Source organism: Psychromonas sp. SA13A, assembly GCF_011378715.1.
In the GTDB taxonomy this organism is placed as follows: Bacteria; Pseudomonadota; Gammaproteobacteria; order Enterobacterales; family Psychromonadaceae; genus Psychromonas.
The window spans coordinates 208727-231032 of the sequence record NZ_WTKU01000003.1 but is presented as its reverse complement, the minus strand read 5'-3'; the positions used below and the strand labels follow the sequence as shown (position 1 = coordinate 231032).

The 22306-nt window shown below is 38.7% G+C and carries 19 protein-coding genes; 13 read left to right on the top strand and 6 right to left on the bottom strand.

The genetic code is table 11. The annotated features are described in order from the left end of the window. Positions 1-87: 87 nt before the first annotated feature. The 8 genes from GQR44_RS05050 to GQR44_RS05015 all read left to right on the top strand — a co-directional run bounded on the left by GQR44_RS05050 (position 88) and on the right by GQR44_RS05015 (position 8297). Positions 88-633, top strand: coding sequence for a BON domain-containing protein (locus GQR44_RS05050; protein ID WP_166369892.1), 546 nt, complete (start codon positions 88-90; stop codon positions 631-633). Between the two features lie 375 nt (positions 634-1008). Further along, positions 1009-2355, top strand: a complete 1347-nt coding sequence (locus GQR44_RS05045) for a sigma-54 dependent transcriptional regulator (RefSeq protein WP_166369890.1) — start codon at positions 1009-1011, stop codon at positions 2353-2355. Positions 2356-2477: 122 nt separating this feature from the next. Further along, the gene (locus tag GQR44_RS05040; RefSeq protein WP_166369888.1) at positions 2478-2702 is read left to right on the top strand and encodes a histidine kinase; all 225 of its coding nucleotides are present in this window, start codon (positions 2478-2480) and stop codon (positions 2700-2702) included. A gap of 80 nt (positions 2703-2782) precedes the next feature. Continuing rightward, the gene (locus GQR44_RS05035; RefSeq protein ID WP_166369886.1) at positions 2783-4261 is read left to right on the top strand and encodes a sensor histidine kinase; all 1479 of its coding nucleotides are present in this window, start codon (positions 2783-2785) and stop codon (positions 4259-4261) included. Between the two features lie 10 nt (positions 4262-4271). Then, positions 4272-4724, top strand: a complete 453-nt coding sequence (locus tag GQR44_RS05030; RefSeq protein WP_166369884.1) for a response regulator — start codon at positions 4272-4274, stop codon at positions 4722-4724. 291 nt (positions 4725-5015) lie between these two features. Next, the gene (locus GQR44_RS05025; RefSeq protein WP_166369882.1) at positions 5016-7160 is read left to right on the top strand and encodes a response regulator; all 2145 of its coding nucleotides are present in this window, start codon (positions 5016-5018) and stop codon (positions 7158-7160) included. A 490-nt stretch (positions 7161-7650) separates the two neighbouring features. Next, positions 7651-7827, top strand: a complete 177-nt coding sequence (locus tag GQR44_RS05020; RefSeq protein ID WP_166369880.1) for a DUF1328 family protein — start codon at positions 7651-7653, stop codon at positions 7825-7827. Positions 7828-7940: 113 nt separating this feature from the next. Next, the gene (locus GQR44_RS05015) at positions 7941-8297 is read left to right on the top strand and encodes a hypothetical protein (protein ID WP_166369545.1); all 357 of its coding nucleotides are present in this window, start codon (positions 7941-7943) and stop codon (positions 8295-8297) included. Positions 8298-8594: 297 nt separating this feature from the next. On the opposite strand, the gene GQR44_RS05010 is transcribed toward GQR44_RS05015, so the two are convergent. The 5 genes from GQR44_RS05010 to GQR44_RS04990 form a co-directional block, all read right to left on the bottom strand. After that, positions 8595-9386 (bottom strand): DNA-J related domain-containing protein, encoded by a 792-nt coding sequence (locus GQR44_RS05010; protein WP_166369878.1) that lies wholly within the window; start codon positions 9384-9386, stop codon positions 8595-8597. 433 nt (positions 9387-9819) lie between these two features. Beyond that, a complete protein-coding gene (locus GQR44_RS05005) occupies positions 9820-11313 on the bottom strand; it encodes a CoA-acylating methylmalonate-semialdehyde dehydrogenase (protein WP_166369876.1) in 1494 nt (497 codons plus the stop codon). Between the two features lie 42 nt (positions 11314-11355). After that, positions 11356-12696, bottom strand: a complete 1341-nt coding sequence (locus GQR44_RS05000) for an aspartate aminotransferase family protein (protein ID WP_166369874.1) — start codon at positions 12694-12696, stop codon at positions 11356-11358. Between the two features lie 48 nt (positions 12697-12744). Then, positions 12745-14019, bottom strand: coding sequence for an NAD-dependent dihydropyrimidine dehydrogenase subunit PreA (preA, locus tag GQR44_RS04995; protein ID WP_166369872.1), 1275 nt, complete (start codon positions 14017-14019; stop codon positions 12745-12747). A 14-nt stretch (positions 14020-14033) separates the two neighbouring features. Then, entirely contained in the window at positions 14034-15410 is a 1377-nt protein-coding gene (locus GQR44_RS04990) for an NAD(P)-dependent oxidoreductase (RefSeq protein ID WP_166369870.1), read from the bottom strand. A gap of 300 nt (positions 15411-15710) precedes the next feature. Between GQR44_RS04990 and GQR44_RS04985 the strand changes: the two genes are divergently transcribed. After that, positions 15711-16352: a TetR family transcriptional regulator C-terminal domain-containing protein gene (locus tag GQR44_RS04985; protein WP_240923560.1), complete on the top strand. Its 642-nt coding sequence runs from the start codon at positions 15711-15713 to the stop codon at positions 16350-16352. Positions 16353-16413: 61 nt separating this feature from the next. Here GQR44_RS04985 and GQR44_RS04980 read toward each other — a convergent pair whose 3' ends face one another. Then, on the bottom strand, positions 16414-17643 hold the full coding sequence (locus GQR44_RS04980) for a Zn-dependent hydrolase (RefSeq protein ID WP_166369866.1): 1230 nt from the start codon (positions 17641-17643) through the stop codon (positions 16414-16416). A 469-nt stretch (positions 17644-18112) separates the two neighbouring features. Between GQR44_RS04980 and hydA the strand changes: the two genes are divergently transcribed. Genes hydA through GQR44_RS04960 form a run of 4 tightly spaced genes read left to right on the top strand, consistent with a single transcriptional unit; the run spans position 18113 to position 22261 of the window. Beyond that, positions 18113-19552: a dihydropyrimidinase gene (gene hydA, locus GQR44_RS04975; protein ID WP_166369864.1), complete on the top strand. Its 1440-nt coding sequence runs from the start codon at positions 18113-18115 to the stop codon at positions 19550-19552. 31 nt (positions 19553-19583) lie between these two features. Further along, positions 19584-20417, top strand: coding sequence for an ABC transporter ATP-binding protein (locus GQR44_RS04970; protein ID WP_166369862.1), 834 nt, complete (start codon positions 19584-19586; stop codon positions 20415-20417). A 28-nt stretch (positions 20418-20445) separates the two neighbouring features. After that, complete coding sequence (locus GQR44_RS04965; protein ID WP_166369860.1) at positions 20446-21318, top strand: ABC transporter permease; 873 nt, start codon at positions 20446-20448, stop codon at positions 21316-21318. Then, complete coding sequence (locus GQR44_RS04960) at positions 21311-22261, top strand: ABC transporter permease (protein WP_166369858.1); 951 nt, start codon at positions 21311-21313, stop codon at positions 22259-22261. Before GQR44_RS04965 ends, GQR44_RS04960 begins: the two co-directional genes overlap by 8 nt. The last annotated feature ends 45 nt before the right edge of the window (positions 22262-22306 follow it).

Genomic DNA, 22306 nt, shown 5'->3' with positions numbered 1-22306 from the left:
AAAAACCATAATAATTAAAAATCAACAACTTACAGTTTTGGCATAATAATCGCTAATCTATATTACCTAATCAAAAAGGAGAAAATGATGAAAAACTCAATTCGTTCAATTATTGCACTTACCTTGTTCACTGCAGGTTCAACAGCCGCATTCGCAGACAATACATGGGAAGATAAATCTAAAGATGCATGGTTAGATGGTAAAGCAGAAACAACGCTTTTATTTAACAGTCATTTAAACTCTTTTGATATTAATACCGATGTGCAAGACCGTGTTGTGATCCTAACGGGTAAAGTAGATAGCGCTGTAGATAAATCTTTGGCGGAAGAGCTAGTAGCAAGCCTTGAAGGTGTTGATTCAGTTGACAACAAACTTTCAGTGATTAATAAAGAACAAGATAGTGAATTGGTTGCTTCGTTAACCGACTCAAAAGTTGAAGCCGTGGTTAAAAGTAAATTATTAATGTCATCGGACGTGAGCGGAACAAGCATCGAAGTTGAAGTGCTTAATGGCGTAGTGATATTAACCGGTGAAGTTGACTCAGACAGTGAAGAAGAATTAGCAGTGATGATCGCTAAAAACAGCGAAGATGTAAAATCTGTTATAAACAAATTAGAAATTGCTGACAGTTAAATATTAATCAGTGCTCAAGAATAAAATAAAGCATACTTCGGTGTGCTTTTTTCATGCACATAAAGCGATCACTAATTCAAAGCCATTTAAAAACTATTTAAAAGCTATCTAAACCTTTTGATTAAATCATACAAACCTCCCTATCAAATTCTAAAGTATTAATGCCTATATCTTAAGGAGTAATTTGTATAAAGATCTTTAACTAATTAATAATACACAATAAAAAATCTTCCTTTTAAACGAGGCAGGTTGTTAAAAAGTCGATATTTGAATAAAAATGTGTAATCACTTGCCGTTAAAAATTGCTAGTATGTGACATTATAAAATATTTTAGTGATAGGCAAAAAGTCTATTGAATGACCATAAAGGATGACCGTGTTAAATATATTATTAGTTGATGACGATGAAGAGTTTACAAGTGTAGCATGTCATATTATTGAGTTTCTTGGGCATGACATCATGACGGCTAATTCTTTGCAGGAAGCATATCAGATACTAGAAAATAATGACTTTGAGCATATTTTTTTAGACTTTATGTTGCCCGATGGAAGCGGCTTGCACTTAATTGATTACATTAATAAGTCTGATCAAACACCTTATATCACTCTGATCACAGGACACCCCTTAGTAAAAGGAATGTTAGACAGCTTATGTGGCCCTAAAATAGACTACCTTGCTAAACCTTTACAACGTGAAGATTTAGAACAAGCGCTTTCACACAAAAGTCCCAAAGCAACAAATAAAAAACATAATTCATCGTTACCAAATAAACATTTTGGTTGTTTAATTGGTGAGTCCGATGCGATGAAAGCCCTTTATACCATGATTGAACGTGTTTCTTTGACACAGGCTAATGTGATGTTGATGGGAGAAAGTGGCGTTGGTAAAGAAGTTGTTGCCGAAGCTATTCATAGCGCGACTAATAAAGTAAACAACACAGCGCATCAACTGATCGCAACCAACTGTGGCGCTTTAAGCAAAGAGCTCATTGTAAGTGAATTATTTGGTCATGAAAAAGGTGCTTTTACGGGCGCAATTGCTAAAAAAGAAGGCGTATTTCAACGTGCAGGTGATGGCACTTTATTTTTAGATGAAGTGACTGAAATGCCAATTGATATGCAACCAAATTTATTACGTGTATTAGAAAATAAAAAAGTCACCTCGGTAGGTGGCACCAAAGAAGTAACGGTTAATTGCCGTGTTATTTCAGCCTCTAATCGCAGCGTTGCAGAGATTGCAGAGAAGAAATGTTTACGCGAAGATATCTATTTCAGGCTCGCCGTTTTTCCTATTGCGATCCCAGCTTTACGCGAACGTAAAGAGGACATTCCTTTATTAGCCCATACTTTTTTGCATGAACTTAATGAAGAGAATAACCGCCAGTACCAATGGCAAGCGGTACAATTACAACGCCTTATGGACTATGACTGGCCAGGTAACGTACGAGAATTGCGTCATGCCATTCATCGCGCTTTTATTATGTCAGATCCACAGTCGACATCGATTGAGTTACCAACAATATTCAGGTCGCCTTTCTCTTCGATATCAGAAAGTAGCCACAGTGTAAGCGCAGGACAAACCATAGAAGATGTTGAAAAAGAATTAATCAAAGTCACCTTAAAAGATGTAAATGGTAATAAATCACTGGCAGCTGAGATGCTAGGCATTAGTACTAAAACCTTATACAACCGCCTGCATGCCTATGGCGAATTTAAAGAGTAAAGCATTTCAGTAAGCCATTTGTATAAGCGCTGAGTTAGCAACTAAAACGAAAGCTGAGTGAGGTTCTATTTTCAAAGACTTCTACGTTAAATCATTAACTAATAGATAAGGTTACTTAAGTAATGAGTGAGCAAATAAACAACAGTGAAGCAAAAAAAATCAATGAACTAATTCATGATGCCCGTGCCCCATTAAATAGAATTTCAATGCAGGCAGAGATGATTAAATTAGTGCTTGAAAATAATATGCCAATCGAAAAAGCATTAGAAGCCGCTGATAAAATTCTTATTTCGTGCCAACAATGTAGCCAGTCTTTAGAGCATATTGCGAATAAAAAATCGGATTAATCGAGGCTAGATAATCTGGAGTAAATTAAGTTTTAACTTATCTTTAAAAACGCTTTTAAAGCAAATATATAGGAAAATAAATGACATCGATTGCTCGCTTATTAGATAACAAACGAATTTCATGGGCATTAATCTACTTTATCGTCATCGGCATGATCACTATTAATGTCGTATTAGCATTAAAAACAATCGATGAACTAGCAAAAACACAGAAAAGCTTAACCAACACAGGGGAAGTTATTTTAGCCTTAGATAAATTACATATACTTGTTTTATCAGCAGAAACTGGGCAACGTGGTTATTTATTAACTGAAGATGAGGAATATTTAGCACCCTATCAAGAAGCGCTTTCATTAGTATTAAGTCAAATTCTAAAAGTCAAAGCACTGCAGTTAGATATGGTCGCTAATAAAGAAAAACAACAAGTATTGTTGAAGCTCGTTGAAACAAAATTAGATGAACTGACCTACACCGTTGAACTCGCCCTGAACGACAAAGAAAAAAGTGCTATTCGCGCAGTAATGACGGGTAGAGGTAAAAACCTTTATAGCGAAATCAAAACCTATTTTGATGAATTACAAAATGCTGAAGTTCAACATCGTTATAACCTATACAAAAAACTCAATAAGATTGAAAAAGAAGCACAGGTGACCTTCAGTATCTCCGCTATCACCAGTTTTTTATTATTGTTTGGATTATGGTTTTTAGTGCGTATTAATAATAAAACAGAGCAACAATACAAAGATACTTTAGAGCAACAAAATGAAAAACTAGCCGATGAAGTGAGAGAGCGTACAAAAGAGTTAACTCTGTACTCCGAGGAGTTATCACGCAGTAACCGAGAATTAGAAGACTTTGCTTTTGTGGCATCACATGACTTGCAGGAGCCGTTAAGAAAAATTAGGGCTTTTGGTGATCGCCTGATGACCACCTACGCTACTGAAATTGACCCTAAAGGTCAGGATTACCTTCAACGAATGTATAATGCGGCAGAACGGATGTCGAATTTAATCAATGACCTACTCGAGTATTCTCGTATCAACACTCGAGGTAAACAATTTGTAAATGTTGCGCTAGATGAAGTATTAGAAGCCGTATTAGATGATTTAGAAGTGGCCGTTGAAGAAAGTAAGGCGGAGATCATAGTAACCTCATTACCCGTGATAAATGGTGATAAATCACAACTTGATCAACTATTTTTGAACCTGCTAAGCAATGCAATAAAATTCAAAAAAGAAGCCGTTTCACCTCATATCAATATCAATTACAAAGAAACTATAGTCTACGACCCGCAATTAGAAACCGACAGTTTATGGTATGAAATCATCGTAAAAGATAACGGCATTGGTTTTTCACAAGAGTTTGAAGATAAAATATTTATCCCATTCCAACGTTTACATGCACGTACGCAGTATAAAGGAACAGGCATTGGTCTAGCGGTATGTAGACGTATCGTAGAGCGCCATGGCGGTATTATTTCAGTACAAAGTGAGGTTGATGTAGGCACTGAATTTACAATCAAAATCCCACATAATTTTACTTTTACAACAACCAGTTAAGGTTACATAAATGAATACAAAAGCAATTACCATTTTAATCGCAGATGATGATGAAGATGATCGCCTATTAGCTCAAGATGCCCTAGCAGAAAGCCGTGTATTAAATAAACTGCATTGTGTTGAAGACGGTGTTGAATTACTTGAATATTTAAACCGAGAAGGTCAATACCAAGATAAATGCAACTCACCAAGGCCTGATTTAATATTACTAGACCTTAATATGCCGCGTAAAGATGGACGCGAGGCGCTTAAAGAGATTAAAGAGAACCCAAACTTAAAGGGTATTCCGGTAGTTATTTTAACCACTTCAAAACAAGAAGAAGACAAAATTAAGGGCTATAACTTAGGCGCTGCGTCGTATATTACTAAGCCCGTTAATTTTGAAGGTTTAGTTGAATTGATGAAAGTATTAGGGAAATATTGGATTGAGTTTGTTGAGTTTCCTGTTTCTAATGATGATTAACCGCTTCTTGTAATAACCAATTTTTCTAGCGCTAATTGTTGTTCGCATTAATTGTTAGCGTAAGTTGTTAGTGTTAGTTGTAAACGTTAGTTATTTGTAAACGTTAGTTATTTTTAAAAATGCTTGAGTTACTTGTCCGTGAACCAACAGAACTCATCAGTTACTATCTGAAAATATATGGCTAGTATTTAACTAGCCTCTAAATAGAGCCGAAGTAGTACTCTGTAACGCCTGAACCAAACGCTTTAAAAGCTGAATTCAATTTAAATTATAATCAATGAAGACTTAGCCATGACTGAATCTATAAAAAGAGTATTGCTGGTAGAAGATGATGAAGATGATTACCTATTAACCAGTGACTATCTTCAACAGGTCTCCAATTATCAATTTGAAATTCAATGGACAGATAGTGCCGTTGAAGCTTTAGTCTTACTCAAGCAAAATAAACACGATATCTGTTTACTTGATTTTCAACTTGGCTCATTGAATGGTTTAAAAGTGTTAAAGCAAGCGATTAATGCAGGCTGCACCATTCCTATTATTATGTTGACTGGGCAGTCGGATAGCCAATTAGATAATAATGCGCTGGATGCAGGCGCGGTTGATTACGTTATCAAGTCAGAACTTAATACCACGCGTTTTCACCGTGCGATTCGCTATGCACTTTCCCGTAAAGAAGTTGAAAATGAACGCTTAGAGCGCATTAAAGCAGAGACTAAAAACCGTTCCAAGGATAAGTTTGTTGCACATCTAAGCCATGAACTACGAACTCCCCTGACCTCTATTTTAGGGTATACGGAACTTTTATTATCGCACCAGGAAAATACCCATATTAAGTCTGAATTAAATACGATATTAAATAATGGTAAGCATTTATTAGGGCTGTTAAATAACGTATTAGACCTATCTAAAATAGCCGCAGATAAATTAGAATTAAATAATGCAGATATTGCCTTAGACAACTTTATTACAGACCTGTACGCGTTAATGTCAGTGACAGCAGAAGACAAAGGTATTTCACTAAATATCAACACAACCACCCCACTACCACTTGAAATCAATGCCGATCCTATTCGTTTAAGGCAAGTATTTATAAACTTGATTCATAACGCCATCAAGTTTACCGATAATGGGGCCGTGACCATTGATATCTGGTTACAAACAGAGGCGGATAAAAATACCTTATATTTCACTATCACCGATACAGGTATTGGTATTCCTCAACATTTATTAAAAACCATCTTTAAACCCTTTGAGCAAGTTGAAGACATTGTTTCTCGTAATGAGGAAGGAGCGGGATTAGGGCTAGCCATTTGCTGCGAATTATTAAAAAAGATGGATGGCACAATAAAAGTTGAATCAGAGGAAAATGTTGGCAGTAAATTCATTATTAGTTTGAATCTTGGTGACTTATCTAATACTCCTATTGAACCATTTGCCTTTAACCCTATCAACGCGCAAGCACCTGAGGCTACTCTGCCGCAAATAAGCGGACGTATTTTAATTGTTGATGATATAAAAGATATTAGAAACTTAATTGGCTTTATTTGCCGCTCCTTTGGGTTAAGTGTTTGCTATGCAGTTAATGGTGGCCAAGCAGTTACTAAAATCATCGAAGCACAGGTACAAGGGACGCCCTTTGATAGCATCTTGATGGATATTCATATGCCAGTGTTAGATGGTAAACGAGCCATTGCCAAATTAAGAAGCATGAAGATCACTACACCGGTTATCGCGGTTACAGCAGCCACCATGAAGGGTGTTGATCAAGAACTAAAATTGCTCGGTTTTAATGATGTAGTGGCAAAACCGGTAGATAGAGAAGCATTATATCGAGCATTAGTAAATTGTTTAGGCATCAATATAAACTCTTCTGGTATTAAAACTGAAATTGCAGCTGAAACCGAAACAACTGGTAACGCTGCCTCAGCATTTTTTAATACTAAAGATGGCCATTTAATCGCGCCGCAACAAACAAAAAACAACTCAATCGATGATCAACTGAATGCTAATAATCTTAACGGTACTTCAGCAATAAGCTCTCAACCGACAGCACTGAATTTAGAGGCTGCCGAGGTATCAAAACGGTTTTTAATTATTGAAGACGATCAAGATGCCGCTCAAATAACTGCATTATTACTGAATAACCTCAATGTACAAACGCAAATTGCGCACAGCGCTGCTGAAGCGATATCTTTATTAACCAGTAAAGATCAACCAACTAAAGATGATCTATACGACCGTATTTTACTGGATATCAATTTACCCGATGCAAACGGGTTAGCTTTTTCAAAAGAATTACGCTTGTTATTGCCAGATAGTAAAATAACCATCATCAGCGGTAATGAAATTAGCACTGAAACCTTAACCGAGTTTGCGATTGACCAAGCGTTATTAAAGCCCATCAATTTAGCGATGCTTAAAAGCATTATTTAACTTCTATTTAACTTCGAGTTAAATCTTGAAGTAGTTTTAACTTTTTAGTTAAATCGGTAAAGCTACCGCATCACTAAACTACTCCCCTATTACATCACTACAACGATAACCATTGCTTATTATTTGCGATGGTTATCGGTGCAATTTATTAACAATAAATTAAATGCCTCTAAAGATTATTCGACCTACTATTCCCAAAACCTATCAAGCCCCAAAACCTATCAAGTCCCATCACCAACCCTCTCTCATAACCAATCAAGTTTAATAACAGCCTTCCTCGCAGTATTTAAACAGCATAAGCAATAGAGTAATTCACGCCTTCTTTGCTCTGCAAACTTTACATTTTATCTTGTAAAGTTTACTTCAACTCATTTCCACAAAAACAGGAAAAATAATTTAAAACTTTAAAATCAATTACTTAAAAACTGGCACGTATCTCGCAATATGTATATCAACAACATCATTCAACATACAAAAAAAGGAGCATCACATGTTAGGTTGGGCATTAACTTTCTTTATCGTCGCAATTATCGCAGGTGTGTTAGGTTTTGCAGGAATAGCCGGAGCAGCGGCAGGAATAGCTAAAATAATATTCTTTGTGTTTGTCGTATTACTGGTGATTTCATTAATTGCTAATGCGCTAAGAGGTCGAACACCAAAGCTTTAAGGATTTGAATGTTACGCATTTCAACAAATCTATTTTATACACATAAAACATTTGAACTTTAAACATTACAGTGAATCTATATCACATAAATCAATTATTACTGGAGATCGACTATGAACTTTAACAAACAAAAAACACTATTAGTATTAACACTGGCTTCAACATTAGGTTTAGCGGCTTGTAGCGATGATAGCGCAGAAACAGCAGGCGAAAATATTGACGAAGCAGCTGCAGAAACTAAATCATTTGCAGAAAACGCTGGCGATAATCTTGATACGCTTGTTTCAGATACTAAAAATGCAGCGGGAGAAGCAGGTGATACATTAACCGAAGCTGTCTCTGACTCTAAAGATGCCGCTAGCGATGCAGGTGACAAAATAAAAGACGCAGCAACTGATACAGGTAATGCCATAGAAGATGCCTGTGAAGATGTTAAAGGTGAATTAGGCGCTGAAGATAAAGACTGTTAATTACTAAGCTAGTAACATATTAAGGTGAACCAAAAACTAACCACTATTTAGCCTAATATAGCTTTAAGAATAACTTCAAGCATGGCTTAATTTATCACTGAAATATGTTAATCGTTAACAAAATGCATCGCGCTAATACACGATGCATTTTTTATTGCGGCTTTGTAAGTTACAAACATCTCATAGACCCCAAAATAACAATTTAGTATCGGGGAGATACACAGAGTTTTTGACGCCCTTTTATTCACTTTAGTTAGGATAACAGCGTTACCATACAAAGCTTATTTAACTCATGTATTAAGCAGGATAACAACGCTTCAGCACCGACATCGCATCATTCAATGCCTTAGTCGTTTCAACACACCCGCCTTTATCGGGATGGTATTTTACCAATAATTGTCGATAGCGCTTTTTAATAATCACTAAATCACAGGGTTCTTGTAGATCAAGTAAAGCTAATGCGCTGTTCTTTTCACTATTATCTCCCATATTAAGCCAAAAACTGTCTAATAGATTATCGACATCTTCACTTGATGTATCGTGCAAGTTTTTGATATCCAAATAATAATCCCTTAATGGATCATGATTTGCCAACTCAAGGTGTAGATTATACTTAGGGTCATTAGCTCTATTTTGCTGACCTTGCTCGGCGGGTAAAAATTGAATATTTAAGGCTTCGATAATAAGCATGCCCTCTTGAGGTGCTTGTAATTGATCATTTAACTTATAGAGTGCATGAAATAAAAGAAAGTGTTTCTGAAACAGGTCTAAGTTATCAAAGAAGGTGGCATTTCTAGAAAAAGGTTCTTTTTTCGAGTAAGCCGTATCTATCGAATTTGCTTGCTGCTCTTGTTCTGGTGTTTTTGGTGCTGATTCAGGCGTTTTTTTGGGAGATTCTTGTGGGGGCTGTTGTGGACATTGTTGCTGCTGTAACAGTGTTAACAGATCATACTCTTTGATCCCTTGCGGATAATCTTTAAGCATTTTTAATAGACGACTGTTGTGATAGCTATTTTTTTGTTCCTTGTTTTTCTGCTCACTTTTATGATCATTGATTTTTTGATAATCACTTTGTTGATGCTGACTCACTAACACTGCTCCCTTTCATGAACTTATACCCGTTAAGCTAATATCGTTAACCGCAATACAAGAAATATATGTTTAGCTCTTATTTATAAATTTGCACTTATACCACTACAACCATAAGCGTAGCAGATTTAAATCGTCGTATAGTTAGATAATCTAAAAATAGATAAATTTAAAATAGGTAGATTAAAGGCATATAGATTTAAAGCAGGTAGATTAAAGAAAATAGATAAATAGATATCTATTTTCTTTATAACATAAACGAAAATGATTGCTTTTTGAATCAGTTATTTAATTTCAACAAGTGTTATTAAATGGGTCTAGTCAGTATAAAAAAGCCCCTTTAAGTGTTTAACACTCAAGGGGCTATTACGTTGAAATATAGCGTTAGTAAATAACCTTAAAGTAGACTTTACTGAGTAAAGCTTACCAATCATTAGCTAGGAAAAGCAAAGCTAGCACCCTCTCTTACACCACTTGAAGGCCAACGCTGAGTGATGGTTTTACGTTTAGTATAAAACTTAACACCATCTGGGCCGTAGGCACTTAAGTCACCAAATAACGAACGTTTCCAACCACCGAAACTGTGATAAGCAACCGGCACTGGTAATGGTACGTTAATACCCACCATCCCAACTTCTATATTATCAGAGAAGTAGCGCGCCGCTTCACCATCACGGGTGAAGATACAAGTACCGTTACCATATTCATGGTTATTGATTAACTGCATCGCCTGTTGCATCGACTCAACGCGCATCACCTGTAATACTGGGCCGAATATTTCCGCTTTATAGCTATCCATTTCTGCTTTCACATTATCAATTAATGTTGCGCCAACAAAGTAGCCATTAGCATAACCTTCTACTTTTAACGTACGTCCATCGACAATAATTTTAGCGCCTTGTTGCTCAGCACTATCAATGTAACCAATTACTTTTTCTTGATGCTGTTTTGTAATAACAGGTCCAAAGTCATTATCCGTATTATCAAATACGCCGACTTTTAGCGCTTTCATCGAAACGGTCATTTTTTCAATCAACTCATCCGCGGCTTTATTACCCACGGCAACCACAACAGATAACGCCATACAACGCTCACCAGAAGATCCAAATGCAGCACCCAATAGTTGGTTTGCAGCATTATCCATATCAGCATCAGGCATAATAATGGCATGGTTTTTAGCACCGCCTAATGCTTGGCAACGTTTACCGTTAGCGGTTGCTTTAGTATAAATATGCTCTGCAATCGGAGTTGAACCCACAAAACTAACCGCTTTAACACGCTTATCAGCTAACAGTGCATCAACCGCCTCTTTGTCTCCATTAACGACATTCAACACACCTTTAGGTAAGCCTGCTTCTTGTAATAATTGTGCAATGTACAAAGTAGCACTTGGATTTCTTTCCGATGGTTTTAAAATAAAACAGTTACCACACACAATCGCCAATGGAAACATCCACATTGGCACCATGGCAGGAAAGTTAAAAGGTGTAATACCAGCAACTATACCCAATGGCTGTAACTCGCTCCAAGAATCAACATTTGGCCCCGCATTCTTACTGTGTTCGCCTTTTAACAGCTCGGGAGCACCACAAGCATATTCAACATTCTCAATACCTCGCTGTAATTCCCCCGCGGCATCATGTAATATTTTGCCATGCTCTTTGCCTAATAAATTGCAAATTTTATCTCTATTGATTTCTAATAATTCTTTAAATTTAAACATAATACGTGCACGCTTTAAAGGCGGAGTATTACGCCATTCAGGAAACGCTTTTTGGGCTGATGCAATTGCCAATTCAACCGTTTCTTTAGAAGCTAATGCGACTTGTGTTGCGACTGTACCCAGCGCAGGATCAAAAACATCTTGCGTTTGATGATTGTCATTTATTATTTCGCCATCGATAAGGTGGCCTACTACTTGTGTCATAAAAATCTCCATGCGGCTATTGATACCAACTCGCTTAATTTTCTAAGCCATTTCATTAAAAGTGTCGCCAAGTGCATTAATCAAAGAGTCGATCTCTTCTTTTTCACTGGTGAAAGGCAAACCTAATTGAATGTTTGTGCCTCCATAACGAACATAAAATCCTTTCTCCCACATTTTCATGGCGATTTGATAAGGACGTAATGCGGGTTCACCAGGAAAAGCTTCAATACTAAAACCAGCGGAGAAACCATAGTTTCTAATGTCTGTTACATATTTACAGCCTTTTAAACTGTGAACTGCATTTTCAAAATAAGGACTAAGTGCTTTAACACGTTCAACTAATTTATCTTGTTTCAATATATCTAATGCTGCAATACCAGCAGCACAAGCCACGGGGTGAGCTGAATAGGTATAACCATGAGAGAACTCAACCATATATTCAGGGCCACCTTGGTCCATATAAGTATCATATATCTCTTGCTTCGCGATCACCGCACCCATTGGGATAGTGCCATTCGTCACTTGTTTAGCGATGTTGATAATATCGGGTACAACACCAAAAGCTTCAGCCCCCGTGTTTTCGCCCATTCGACCAAAGCTACAAATAACTTCATCAAAGATAAGTAAAATATTATTATCATCACAGATTTCACGCAGGCGGTTTAAATAACCGATGGGCGGTGGAATAACCCCTCCAGAACCTGATAGCGGCTCTACAATTACTGCCGCAATATTAGAGGCATCATGTAATGCAATCAGCTCTATTAATTCATTAGCCAATTCAGCACCAGATTTCGGTTGACCTTGGCAAAATAAATTTTCAGGTAAAAGGGTATGACGTAAATGATCAGCCTCAACCGCAGGACCAAATAAAGCACGATTTCCACCAATACCGCCCACTGAAATACCACCGAAATTACTACCGTGATAGCCTAAACCACGACCAATTAATTTAGTTTTACCCGCCATGCCTTTTTTACGCCAATAACCGCGCGCCATTTTTAATGACGTTTCAGCGGCTTCAGAACCCGAGCCTGTATAGAAAACACGATTAAGGCCCTTAGGCATAAAATCCGTAATTTTTTCTGCAAGTTGAAATGATTTGGCATGTCCAAATTGAAAACCTGGAGAGTAATCTAATGTTTTTAATTGTTCACTAACGGCTTCAGCAATCTCTGGTCGACCGTGCCCTAAACCACAACACCATAAGCCAGATAGCCCATCAAATATTTGTCGCCCTTTTGAATCGGTATAATATTTACCCTGCGCAGAGGTAATAATACGCGGGTCTTTTTTGAATTCACGGTTACCTGTATAAGGCATCCAATGAGCATCGAGTTGGGATTGAGTTATGCCAGTATTTAGTAATTTTTCATTATTCATTATTCACCTCAAAATTAATTAGCTAATGCCATATTTTTATTCACTACGTTACGCTTCTTCACGGTGAGGATTACGCACATCTTCCATCCAGTTCATATAGGGTTGGCCTTCAGAGCGTTCATCCATGGTGATACAATCATCAACTGGGCAAGTGATTTCACATAAATTACATCCCACACAGTTATCATCAATAATACCGAAAGTATTGGTGCCATCATCATTAGAGGTTACTGTAATGGCCTGATGCGACGTATCTTCACAAGCTTGGTAGCAACGACCACACCCAATACATTTATCCTCATCAATGGTCGCAACCACTTTGTAGTTCATGTTGAGTTTTTTCCAATCTGTGGTGTTGGGAACTGCTAAACCTTTAAAGTCATTAATATTTTCGTAGCCTTTACTGTCCATCCAATTTGAAAGGCCTTCTTTCATTTCTTCGACAATATTAAAACCGTAAATCATCGCGGCAGTACACACTTGTACAGAGCCTGCACCTAATGCAATAAACTCAGCCGCATCTTTCCAGTTACCAATACCACCGATACCAGAAATTGGCAGACCCGCTGTTTCAGGGTCACGGGCAATCTCACTGGTCATGCTAAGCGCAATAGGTTTCACCGCAGGACCACAATAACCACCATGGGTACTTTTACCATCCACCATCGGACGAGCAGCCATTGCATCAAGGTCGATACCCGTGATCGAATTAATCGTATTGATCAGAGAAACCGCATCAGCCCCACCACTTTTAGCGGCACGAGCCGGAAGGCGTACATCGGTAATATTCGGTGTTAATTTAACAATAACCGGCATTTTACTGTGCTGTTTACACCAACGAGTCACCATTTCAACATACTCTGGCACTTGTCCAACCGCTGCGCCCATACCACGTTCAGGCATACCATGTGGACAACCAAAGTTAAGCTCAACACCATCCGCACCCGTTGCTTCAACGAGTTTGAGAATACGCTTCCAGACTTGCTCTTCACAGGGCATCATTAAAGACACCACTAATGCACGATCTGGCCAGCGTTTTTTAACCTCTGTAATTTCACGTAAATTGATTTCTAAACTGCGGTCGGTGATTAATTCAATATTATTAAAACCTGATACATCACCGTTATGGTCGTAAAGCGCAGAGTAACGAGAAGACACATTTACCGCGGCAGGGTCTTCACCTAATGTTTTCCACACCACACCGCCCCAACCTGCTTCATAAGCACGTTCAACGTTATACGCTTTATCCGTTGGTGGCGCTGATGCCAGCCAAAATGGGTTAGGAGATTTAATACCTACGAAGTCAATTGATAAGTCAGCCATGTTATTTCTCCCTGTTATGCGCTAAGTGCTGTTTGTAATTTTGTAGTAGTTGAGACATTAAGTTGCTCATTGATAGCGATTGCGGCCAACTTTCCTTGTTGTACCGCTTCAACAGTGAGATCTTGGCCGACACCAGTACAATCTCCACCAGCAAATACGCCATCAATACTGGTTAATTGGTTGTGAAACGTAGCGATTTTTCCGTTACTAATCGTAGGAATTAATTGTTCTGCATCTGGGTAAGCCATTTTTTGACCTACCGCTTTAAAAATGGCGCTACACGCAACATCAAACTGCACATCACCGCCTTTAAGTTTGCCATCTTCTAAATAAGTTTTACGAAAGCTCATGCCTGTTACTTTACCGTTATCATCGACATCGATACTTTCTGGCTGGCTCCATGTTTTGATTCTGACTTGGTGGTTTTTAGCAATTTGTTGCTCATGCTTTGTTGCACTCATTTGCTCTTCGCCACGGCGATAAACTAACGTCACTTCTTCCGTACCTAAACGTTTTAACTGACAAGCAATATCAATCGCAGTATTACCAGCACCAATAACAACCGCGCTATCTTTAGGAATATCTAACTGTTTGAGATCCGTTGCTTGACGTAATTCTTTAATATAATCAACGGAGTTAATCACCATCTCATTGTCTTCGTTATCTAAATACAGTGATGAGGTATCTTGTAAACCAATACTTAAAAACACTGCATCAAAATCTTCTTTCAATTGTTCAAGAGTAATATCTCGACCCAATGCAGTTTCATAGTGCACAGTAATTCCGCCAATGCTTAAAATGAAATCAACTTCTTTTTGTGCAAAGTTTTCAGTCAGTTTATATTTAGCAATACCGTACTCATTTAAACCACCGGCTTTATCTTCGGCTTCAAAGACGTCTACATCATTACCTAGTAATGACAGACGATGAGCACAACTTAACCCTGCTGGACCTGCACCAACTACCGCAATTCGTTTGCCTGTCGATGCGGCACGTTCGAAGGGATGGCCTTCAAACTCTGCGTTATCCGTTGCGTGACGTTGTAACAAACCAATTTTTACTGGTAATTGCTCTGCTTCGTGATTTCTCACACAAGCTTGCTCACAAAGAATTTCTGTAGGGCAAACACGCGCACAACTTCCGCCCATGATATTTTCTTTATAGATAGTTTTAGCTGCACCAGTTAAATCATCGGCATGAATACTAGCGATGAAGCTAGGAATATTGATTTTCGAAGGACATGCTTTAATGCAAGGTGCATCGTAACAATAATAACAACGTGAACTCTCGATACCGGCTTGTCGAGCACTTAGTGCGGGGTTGATATCCTTAAACATTTGGTTTAAAGCTAATTGCTGTTGTGAATAGCTTACTGAATTATCCTTATTCATCACTATAATCTCTCCTATTTATAATTAATGATCGGCTTATCTCATTGTGAATTACAATGGAATAATGCAATCTGCAAGCCAACTACCTGACCACGGAGTCAACAAGTTCAATTAAAAATACAAAAAACAAGCTAAGCGATTGTTTTGCTTAGTATATAAATTAAGCTTATATTGTTCATCTAAGTCGCTGATAAAAGATTAAATAATAATCACTTCGATTTAGAGTAAGAATATGGAATAATATTGCACCATGACAAGGCTGTTGCAATATAACAGTGCGGAGAATCATCAATGAATGACATGAAAAAAAGTGTAATAAAACGCCGAAAATCAGCCGATATTCGTAAAGATAATTTACAGTTGATTTTAAGCGTGGCCGAACAACGCTTTGCCGAGTACGGTTATAACGGCACCACTATTTCCGCTATTGCAGACCAAGCAAAACTCCCTAAATCTAATATCCTTTATTATTTCAAAACCAAAGAAGTTCTGTATAAAGAAGTGCTCAGTAAGATTTTAAAAATCTGGATGGTTGATATGGAAGAGATGACCGCTGAGCAACACCCTAAACAAGCCCTTAGGCACTATATATTGCTTAAGATAAAACAATCTAAAGACCATTCAAATGCATCACGGATCTTCGCCTCAGAGCTACTGCACGGGGCACCTTTCCTGAGGGATAAATTACAAACGGATTTAAAAACTCAGTTTATTCGAACCTGCCAAGTGATTCGAGAATGGATAGCGAAACAGTGGATGAATCCGATCAGCCCTGAACACTTACTATTTATGATCTGGTCATCTACGCAGGCCTATGCTGACTATGGCTTACAAAGTAGTATATTGATGGGTAAAACAGAACTCGAAGATGATGATTTTGAAACAGGTGCAGAACTTATTACACAAATAGTGTTAAAGGGATGCGGTATCAAACTCCTTTAAAACAGAACTAAATGTAAATTAGGTGTTACAACACCTAATTTACATTACCGCTATAACGAGCTTAAACCACTTCGGCCATGGTCAACATCGCATTCAATAATACAGAGCAGCCCCCTTCACACTCCTGCTGCGTAGTACTTTCAATTTCATTATGACTAATACCATTTAAACATGGCGTGAAAATCATACTCGTTGCTGCAAAATCAGATACATAACATGCATCATGGCCTGCACCTGCGATAATATCCATGTGACTATAACCTAAATCAATCGTGGCCTGACGCACTGCATTTATGCATTCTGCATTAAAATGAATAGGTTCGTAATACCAAAATGGGTCAAGAGCAACGCTAGGTCCTGTCGCTTCAATTTCAGCAATAGCAAGTTTTAACGCGGCATCCATTTTAGTAAGTTCCTGATCAATCGGATGACGCAAGTCAATACTCATGGAGATCTCGCCGGGAATAGTATTACGCGAGTTAGGCATCACTTGCATAAAGCCCACCGTACCACAGCCTGGCGGATGCGCTTTAGCTATCTCTTCGACTTTTAACACTAGCTGTGAACTTGCAATTAATGCATCGCTACGTAGATGCATTGGTGTCGTTCCCGCATGCGATTCACGCCCAGTTAATGTTGCATTATACCAGCGTTGGCCTTGCCCGCCGGTTACAACACCAACTTGCTTTTGTTCCGCTTCTAAATATGGCCCTTGTTCAATATGAGTTTCAAAAAAAGCATGGAAACTACGCCCTGTCACTGGAGTTTCTCCCGCAAAGCCTATACGTTCCAGTTCATCACCTAAACGTAATCCGTCTACATCAGTTTTATCTAAAATCTCTTCAAGCGTAAAACGACCAGATACAACACCAGACCCCATCATTGCGGGTGCAAAGCGCGACCCTTCTTCATTTGTCCATACTGAAATTTCAATCGGGTGCTTAGTTTTAATGCCTTGGTCATTCATCGAACGCACAACTTCTAAACCAGCTAATACACCATACACGCCATCAAACTTGCCTCCCGTTGGCTGAGTATCAAGATGACTACCTGTGCCGACAGGTGCTAAACTCATGTCTTCACCAGGGCGTGTACACATAATATTACCAATAGCATCAACCTTAACAATACAACCCGCTTCTTCGGCCCACTTTATATAGAGTTCTCTTCCTTGTTTATCCAAATCAGTTAATGCTAGACGACAACATCCACCTTTTGCAGTGCCGCCTATTTTTGCCATTTCCATTAAACTATCCCACAGGCGATCACTATTAATTTTTAATGCTTCCATGTTTGACTCCAATAAAAGTTGATTTAAACGACATTACGCACATAACATAATTAATTTATTACAATGCAAGATACTGACCAATTGGACAACAAATTTTAAGTTCGCTCACAACCCATACAGAGCAACACTTGTTCAATATTAATACCAAGAGTTGCTATATCAAACAAAACAAGTACAAATTTTACGCACCAATATAGTGAGACAAATGCCCCGATAGTGAGCAACCATCTCCAACAAAGCTCACCACCTTCTATTGAAAATAGTAGCTTCAACACATTAAAAGCAAGTAACGACACCGCCTCCACATAGAAAACTCGTCCAAATGGTCAGTTAGTTTGTTATTGGCTTGTTAATTGCAAACCTCTAATTAATGAGAAATTTTATCTTGTACACATCATTGACCAAGATAAGCATCTGAATTTTTATTAGCGGTGCGCGCAATGCCACCATCATGGAGGAGTTGATCATAATGAGTTTATTAATCAAAGGCGGAAAGCTAGTTAACGCAGATCAAAGCATATTTACAGATATATATTGTGAAGATGGCGTTATTAAGGCAATAGGTAATGAGCTTGATGTACCAGCAGATACAGAAGTGATCGATGCAACAGGAAAGTTAGTGATGCCAGGCGGCATTGACCCGCATACACATATGCAATTACCTTTTATGGGCACAGTAGCCAGTGAAGATTTTTATTCAGGCACCGCAGCCGGTCTAGCTGGCGGCACCACCATGATTATCGATTTTGTTATTCCCAGCCCACAACAACCTCTCATGGAAGCCTTTGAAACATGGAAAGGTTGGGCTTCACGTTCGGTATCAGATTATTCTTTTCATGTGGCTGTCACCTGGTGGGATGAATCCGTATCAAAAGACATGGAAACCTTAGTTACAGAAGAGGGAGTGAATAGCTTTAAACACTTCATGGCCTATAAAAATGCGATCATGGCAGAAGATGAAACCTTAGTAAATAGTTTCAACCGCTGTTTAGAGTTAGGTGCAATGCCAACGGTACATGCTGAAAATGGTGAACTGGTCCATCATTTACAACAAAAAATGTTAGCCGCAGGTATCACCGGTCCGGAAGCACATCCACAATCACGTCCGCCAGAAGTTGAGGGTGAGGCATCCAATCGTGCAATTCGTATTGCGCAATCTATTGGTGTTCCTCTGTATTTAGTACATGTGTCATGTAAAGAAGCGATTGATGAAATTGCTCGCGCAAAGTCAGAAGGCCAACGTGTTTACGGTGAATGTTTAGCGGGCCACTTAGAGTTAGATGATAGCGTATATAAAAATCCAGATTGGGCGACCGCAGCAGCGCATGTTATGAGCCCTCCTTTCCGCCCTAAAGGTCATCAAGAAGCTCTGTGGAAAGCATTACAAGGTGGCACAGTGCAAACTACCGCGACTGACCATTGTTGTTTTTGTGAAGATCAAAAAGCCATGGGTAAAGACAATTTCACACAAATTCCAAATGGCACTGCAGGCGTTGAAGACCGTTTAATGGTGTTATGGGATTCAGGTGTTAATAAGGGCCGTTTAACAGAAAACGAATTTGTCTCAGTTACTTCTACCAACACTGCAAAAATATTTAATATCTATCCCCAGAAAGGCTGTATTGCAGTGGGTTCAGATGCCGACATAGTGATTTGGGATCCGGCCAAAGAACACACTCTTTCTGCCACCACACACCACCAAAAAATCGACTTCAATATTTTTGAAGGAAGAACAGTTAAAGGCTCTCCAAGTATCACCATCAGCCAAGGTAACGTGGTCTTTAAAGACGGTAAGTTAAACGTTATTGAAGGTGCTGGACGCTATATTAAACGCCCTGCTTATCCAACCATATTTGATGCAGTGAATAAATATAACCAAACCAATGCACCCTATTCGGTTGAACGTTAATTGAGATAATTAAATATATAAGAGAGGGAATATGACTGTAGCTGCGCAACAAATTATTACACCCAAACCAGAGTTGGCTGTTAAACCTGAGCGAGAAATGATCTCAATAGAGGATTTATCACTTATTTTTCCAAGTAAAGACGGTGATGTCCATGCACTATCAAATATTAATTTAAGCATTAAAAGTGGTGATTTTGTCTCTTTTATCGGTCCCTCGGGTTGCGGTAAAACGACCTTATTACGCGTTATTGCGGACTTAGAAAAAGCAACGTCAGGCAACTTAAAAGTCAATGGTACCGATGCTCAAGACGCACGTTTAAACCGTTTATATGGCTATGTATTCCAAGCTCCTGCTTTATTACCTTGGCGCAACATTCAACAAAACTGTGCATTGCCAATGGAAATTTTAGGATTATCACCAGCACAACAGAACAAGCAAATAGATAAATACTTAAAAATGGTTGGCCTTCAGGACTTCCATAAAAAGTTTCCGTGGCAGTTATCGGGTGGTATGCAACAACGTGCTTCTATTGCGCGCGCGCTGTGTTTAACCCCTGATTTATTATTGATGGATGAACCCTTTGGTGCATTGGATGAGATCACTCGCGACCATATGAATATTGAGTTATTACGCATTTGGAGTGAAACCCAAAAAACCGTGGTATTCGTGACTCACTCCATTGATGAAGCGGTTTTGTTATCCACTCATATTGTGGTGATGTCGCCTCGTCCGGGACGCATTATAAAAGTGATTGAAAGCCCATTGCCTCGGTTAAAAACCCTAGCGTTGCGTGACGACCCTGCTTTCCATGCATTAGCCAGTGAGATCCGTACAGCACTTGCTCACGAGCATGCTATCGATTAATCATTACAGACTAAAGGATTAGACCATTATGAAACAAAAGCTATTTTCATTAGTCAGCTTATTGGTGATCGTGATTGCCATTTGGTATCTCGCGGCATTGCTGATGAATGGCAACCAACTGATTAATAACCTAGAGCGTAAAAATCAACAGTGGACCTACTCGCAAGTGATTGCAGGTGCTTATGATGTAAAACGCCCGATGTTGCCTGCGCCTCATCAAGTGGGACAGGAATTAATAAAGTCAATTATCGACAAGCCTGTGACCTCTAAACGTTCGCTTATCTACCATGCACAAATCACCTTGAACTCTACTTTGTTAGGTTTTGTGTTTGGTTCATTATTGGGGATTTTAATTGCCGTTGGGATCGTTCATAACAAAACCCTAGAGTCGAGCTTAATGCCCTGGGTCATCGCCTCACAAACCATTCCCATCTTAGCTATCGCGCCAATGATTGTAGTGGTATTAGGTGCCGTCAATATTACTGGAGTGATCCCCAAAGCTATTATTTCTATGTACTTATCCTTCTTCCCCGTGACCATTGCCATGGTAAAGGGCTTACGCTCGTCAGATAAATTACATGAAGAATTAATGCATACCTACAGTGCAACGGCTAAGGATATTTTCTGGAAGTTACGTTGGTATTCAGCACAGCCTTACCTATTTGCTAGTTTAAAAGTGGCTATTGCTGCGGCTTTAGTAGGCGCTATTGTTGCAGAATTACCAACAGGTGCACAGGGTGGTTTAGGCGCACGCTTACTGAGTGGTTCTTATTATGGACAAACAGAACAGATCTGGTCAGCACTGATTGTAGCTGCCACCTTAGGTTCAATTTTAGTGTGGTTAGTGGGTATCGCTGAGAAAGTGTTATTACGTCGTCGTGGAGGACTTGACCATGCCTAATAGTTTAAAAAATATTATTTATATTGTACTAATCACAATGCAACTAAGCTTAGTTACCCTTAGTGATGTTGGCTTTTATGATGCTATGTCTTTATATATCCTGCTATTGTTCGCAGCCGCGTACAGTATGGCAATGCTATTAGGGCAACTAACTACGTTGAATAATAAATATAAATTTGTTAAACCTTTAATCCCAACATTGTTTGCATTTATGCTGATATTAACATGGGAAAGCATTGTCAAAGGATATGCGATTTCCCCAATCTTAATGCCTTCACCAAGTAATATCTTTACAGCCTTAATCAATAATATTCCGATGCTCTGGGCTGACTTTAAACAAACCTACTTAAAAGCAGTCGTCGCGGGCTATGTTATCGGCTGTTTATCAGGTTTTCTGGTCGCACAATGGGCCGTCAGAAATAAAGCCCTTAAAGATGCATTGATGCCTTTAGGTAACTTTATGTCCGCGATCCCTATCGTTGGCATAGCACCAATTATGGTGATGTGGTTTGGGTTTGATTGGCAATCTAAGGCTGCCGTCATTGTGATAATGACCTTCTTTCCGATGTTTATAAACACCCTCACTGGTTTGCAATCTACCGATGCCCTGCATAAAGATTTAATGCATACCTACGCGGCTAAAAAATCACAAATATTCTTTAAGAACCAATTACCTCATGCCCTTCCATTTATCTTTAATGCACTGAAATTAAATTCAGCATTAGCCTTAATTGGAGCGATTGTTGCTGAATTTTTTGGCACACCCATCGTTGGCATGGGATTCAGAATTTCGACTGAAGTAGGTCGAATGAATATGGACTTGGTATGGGCCACTATTGTCGTGGCAGCTGTTGCCGGTTCATTAAGTTATGGGGCTCTTGCTTTATTAGAGAGATCCTTATTATTTTGGCACCCTTCGTACCGTGAAGGTAAAAACAGTTAACACCATCTAATCAACTCAATAGCAGTTAATAACACTGCATATTGA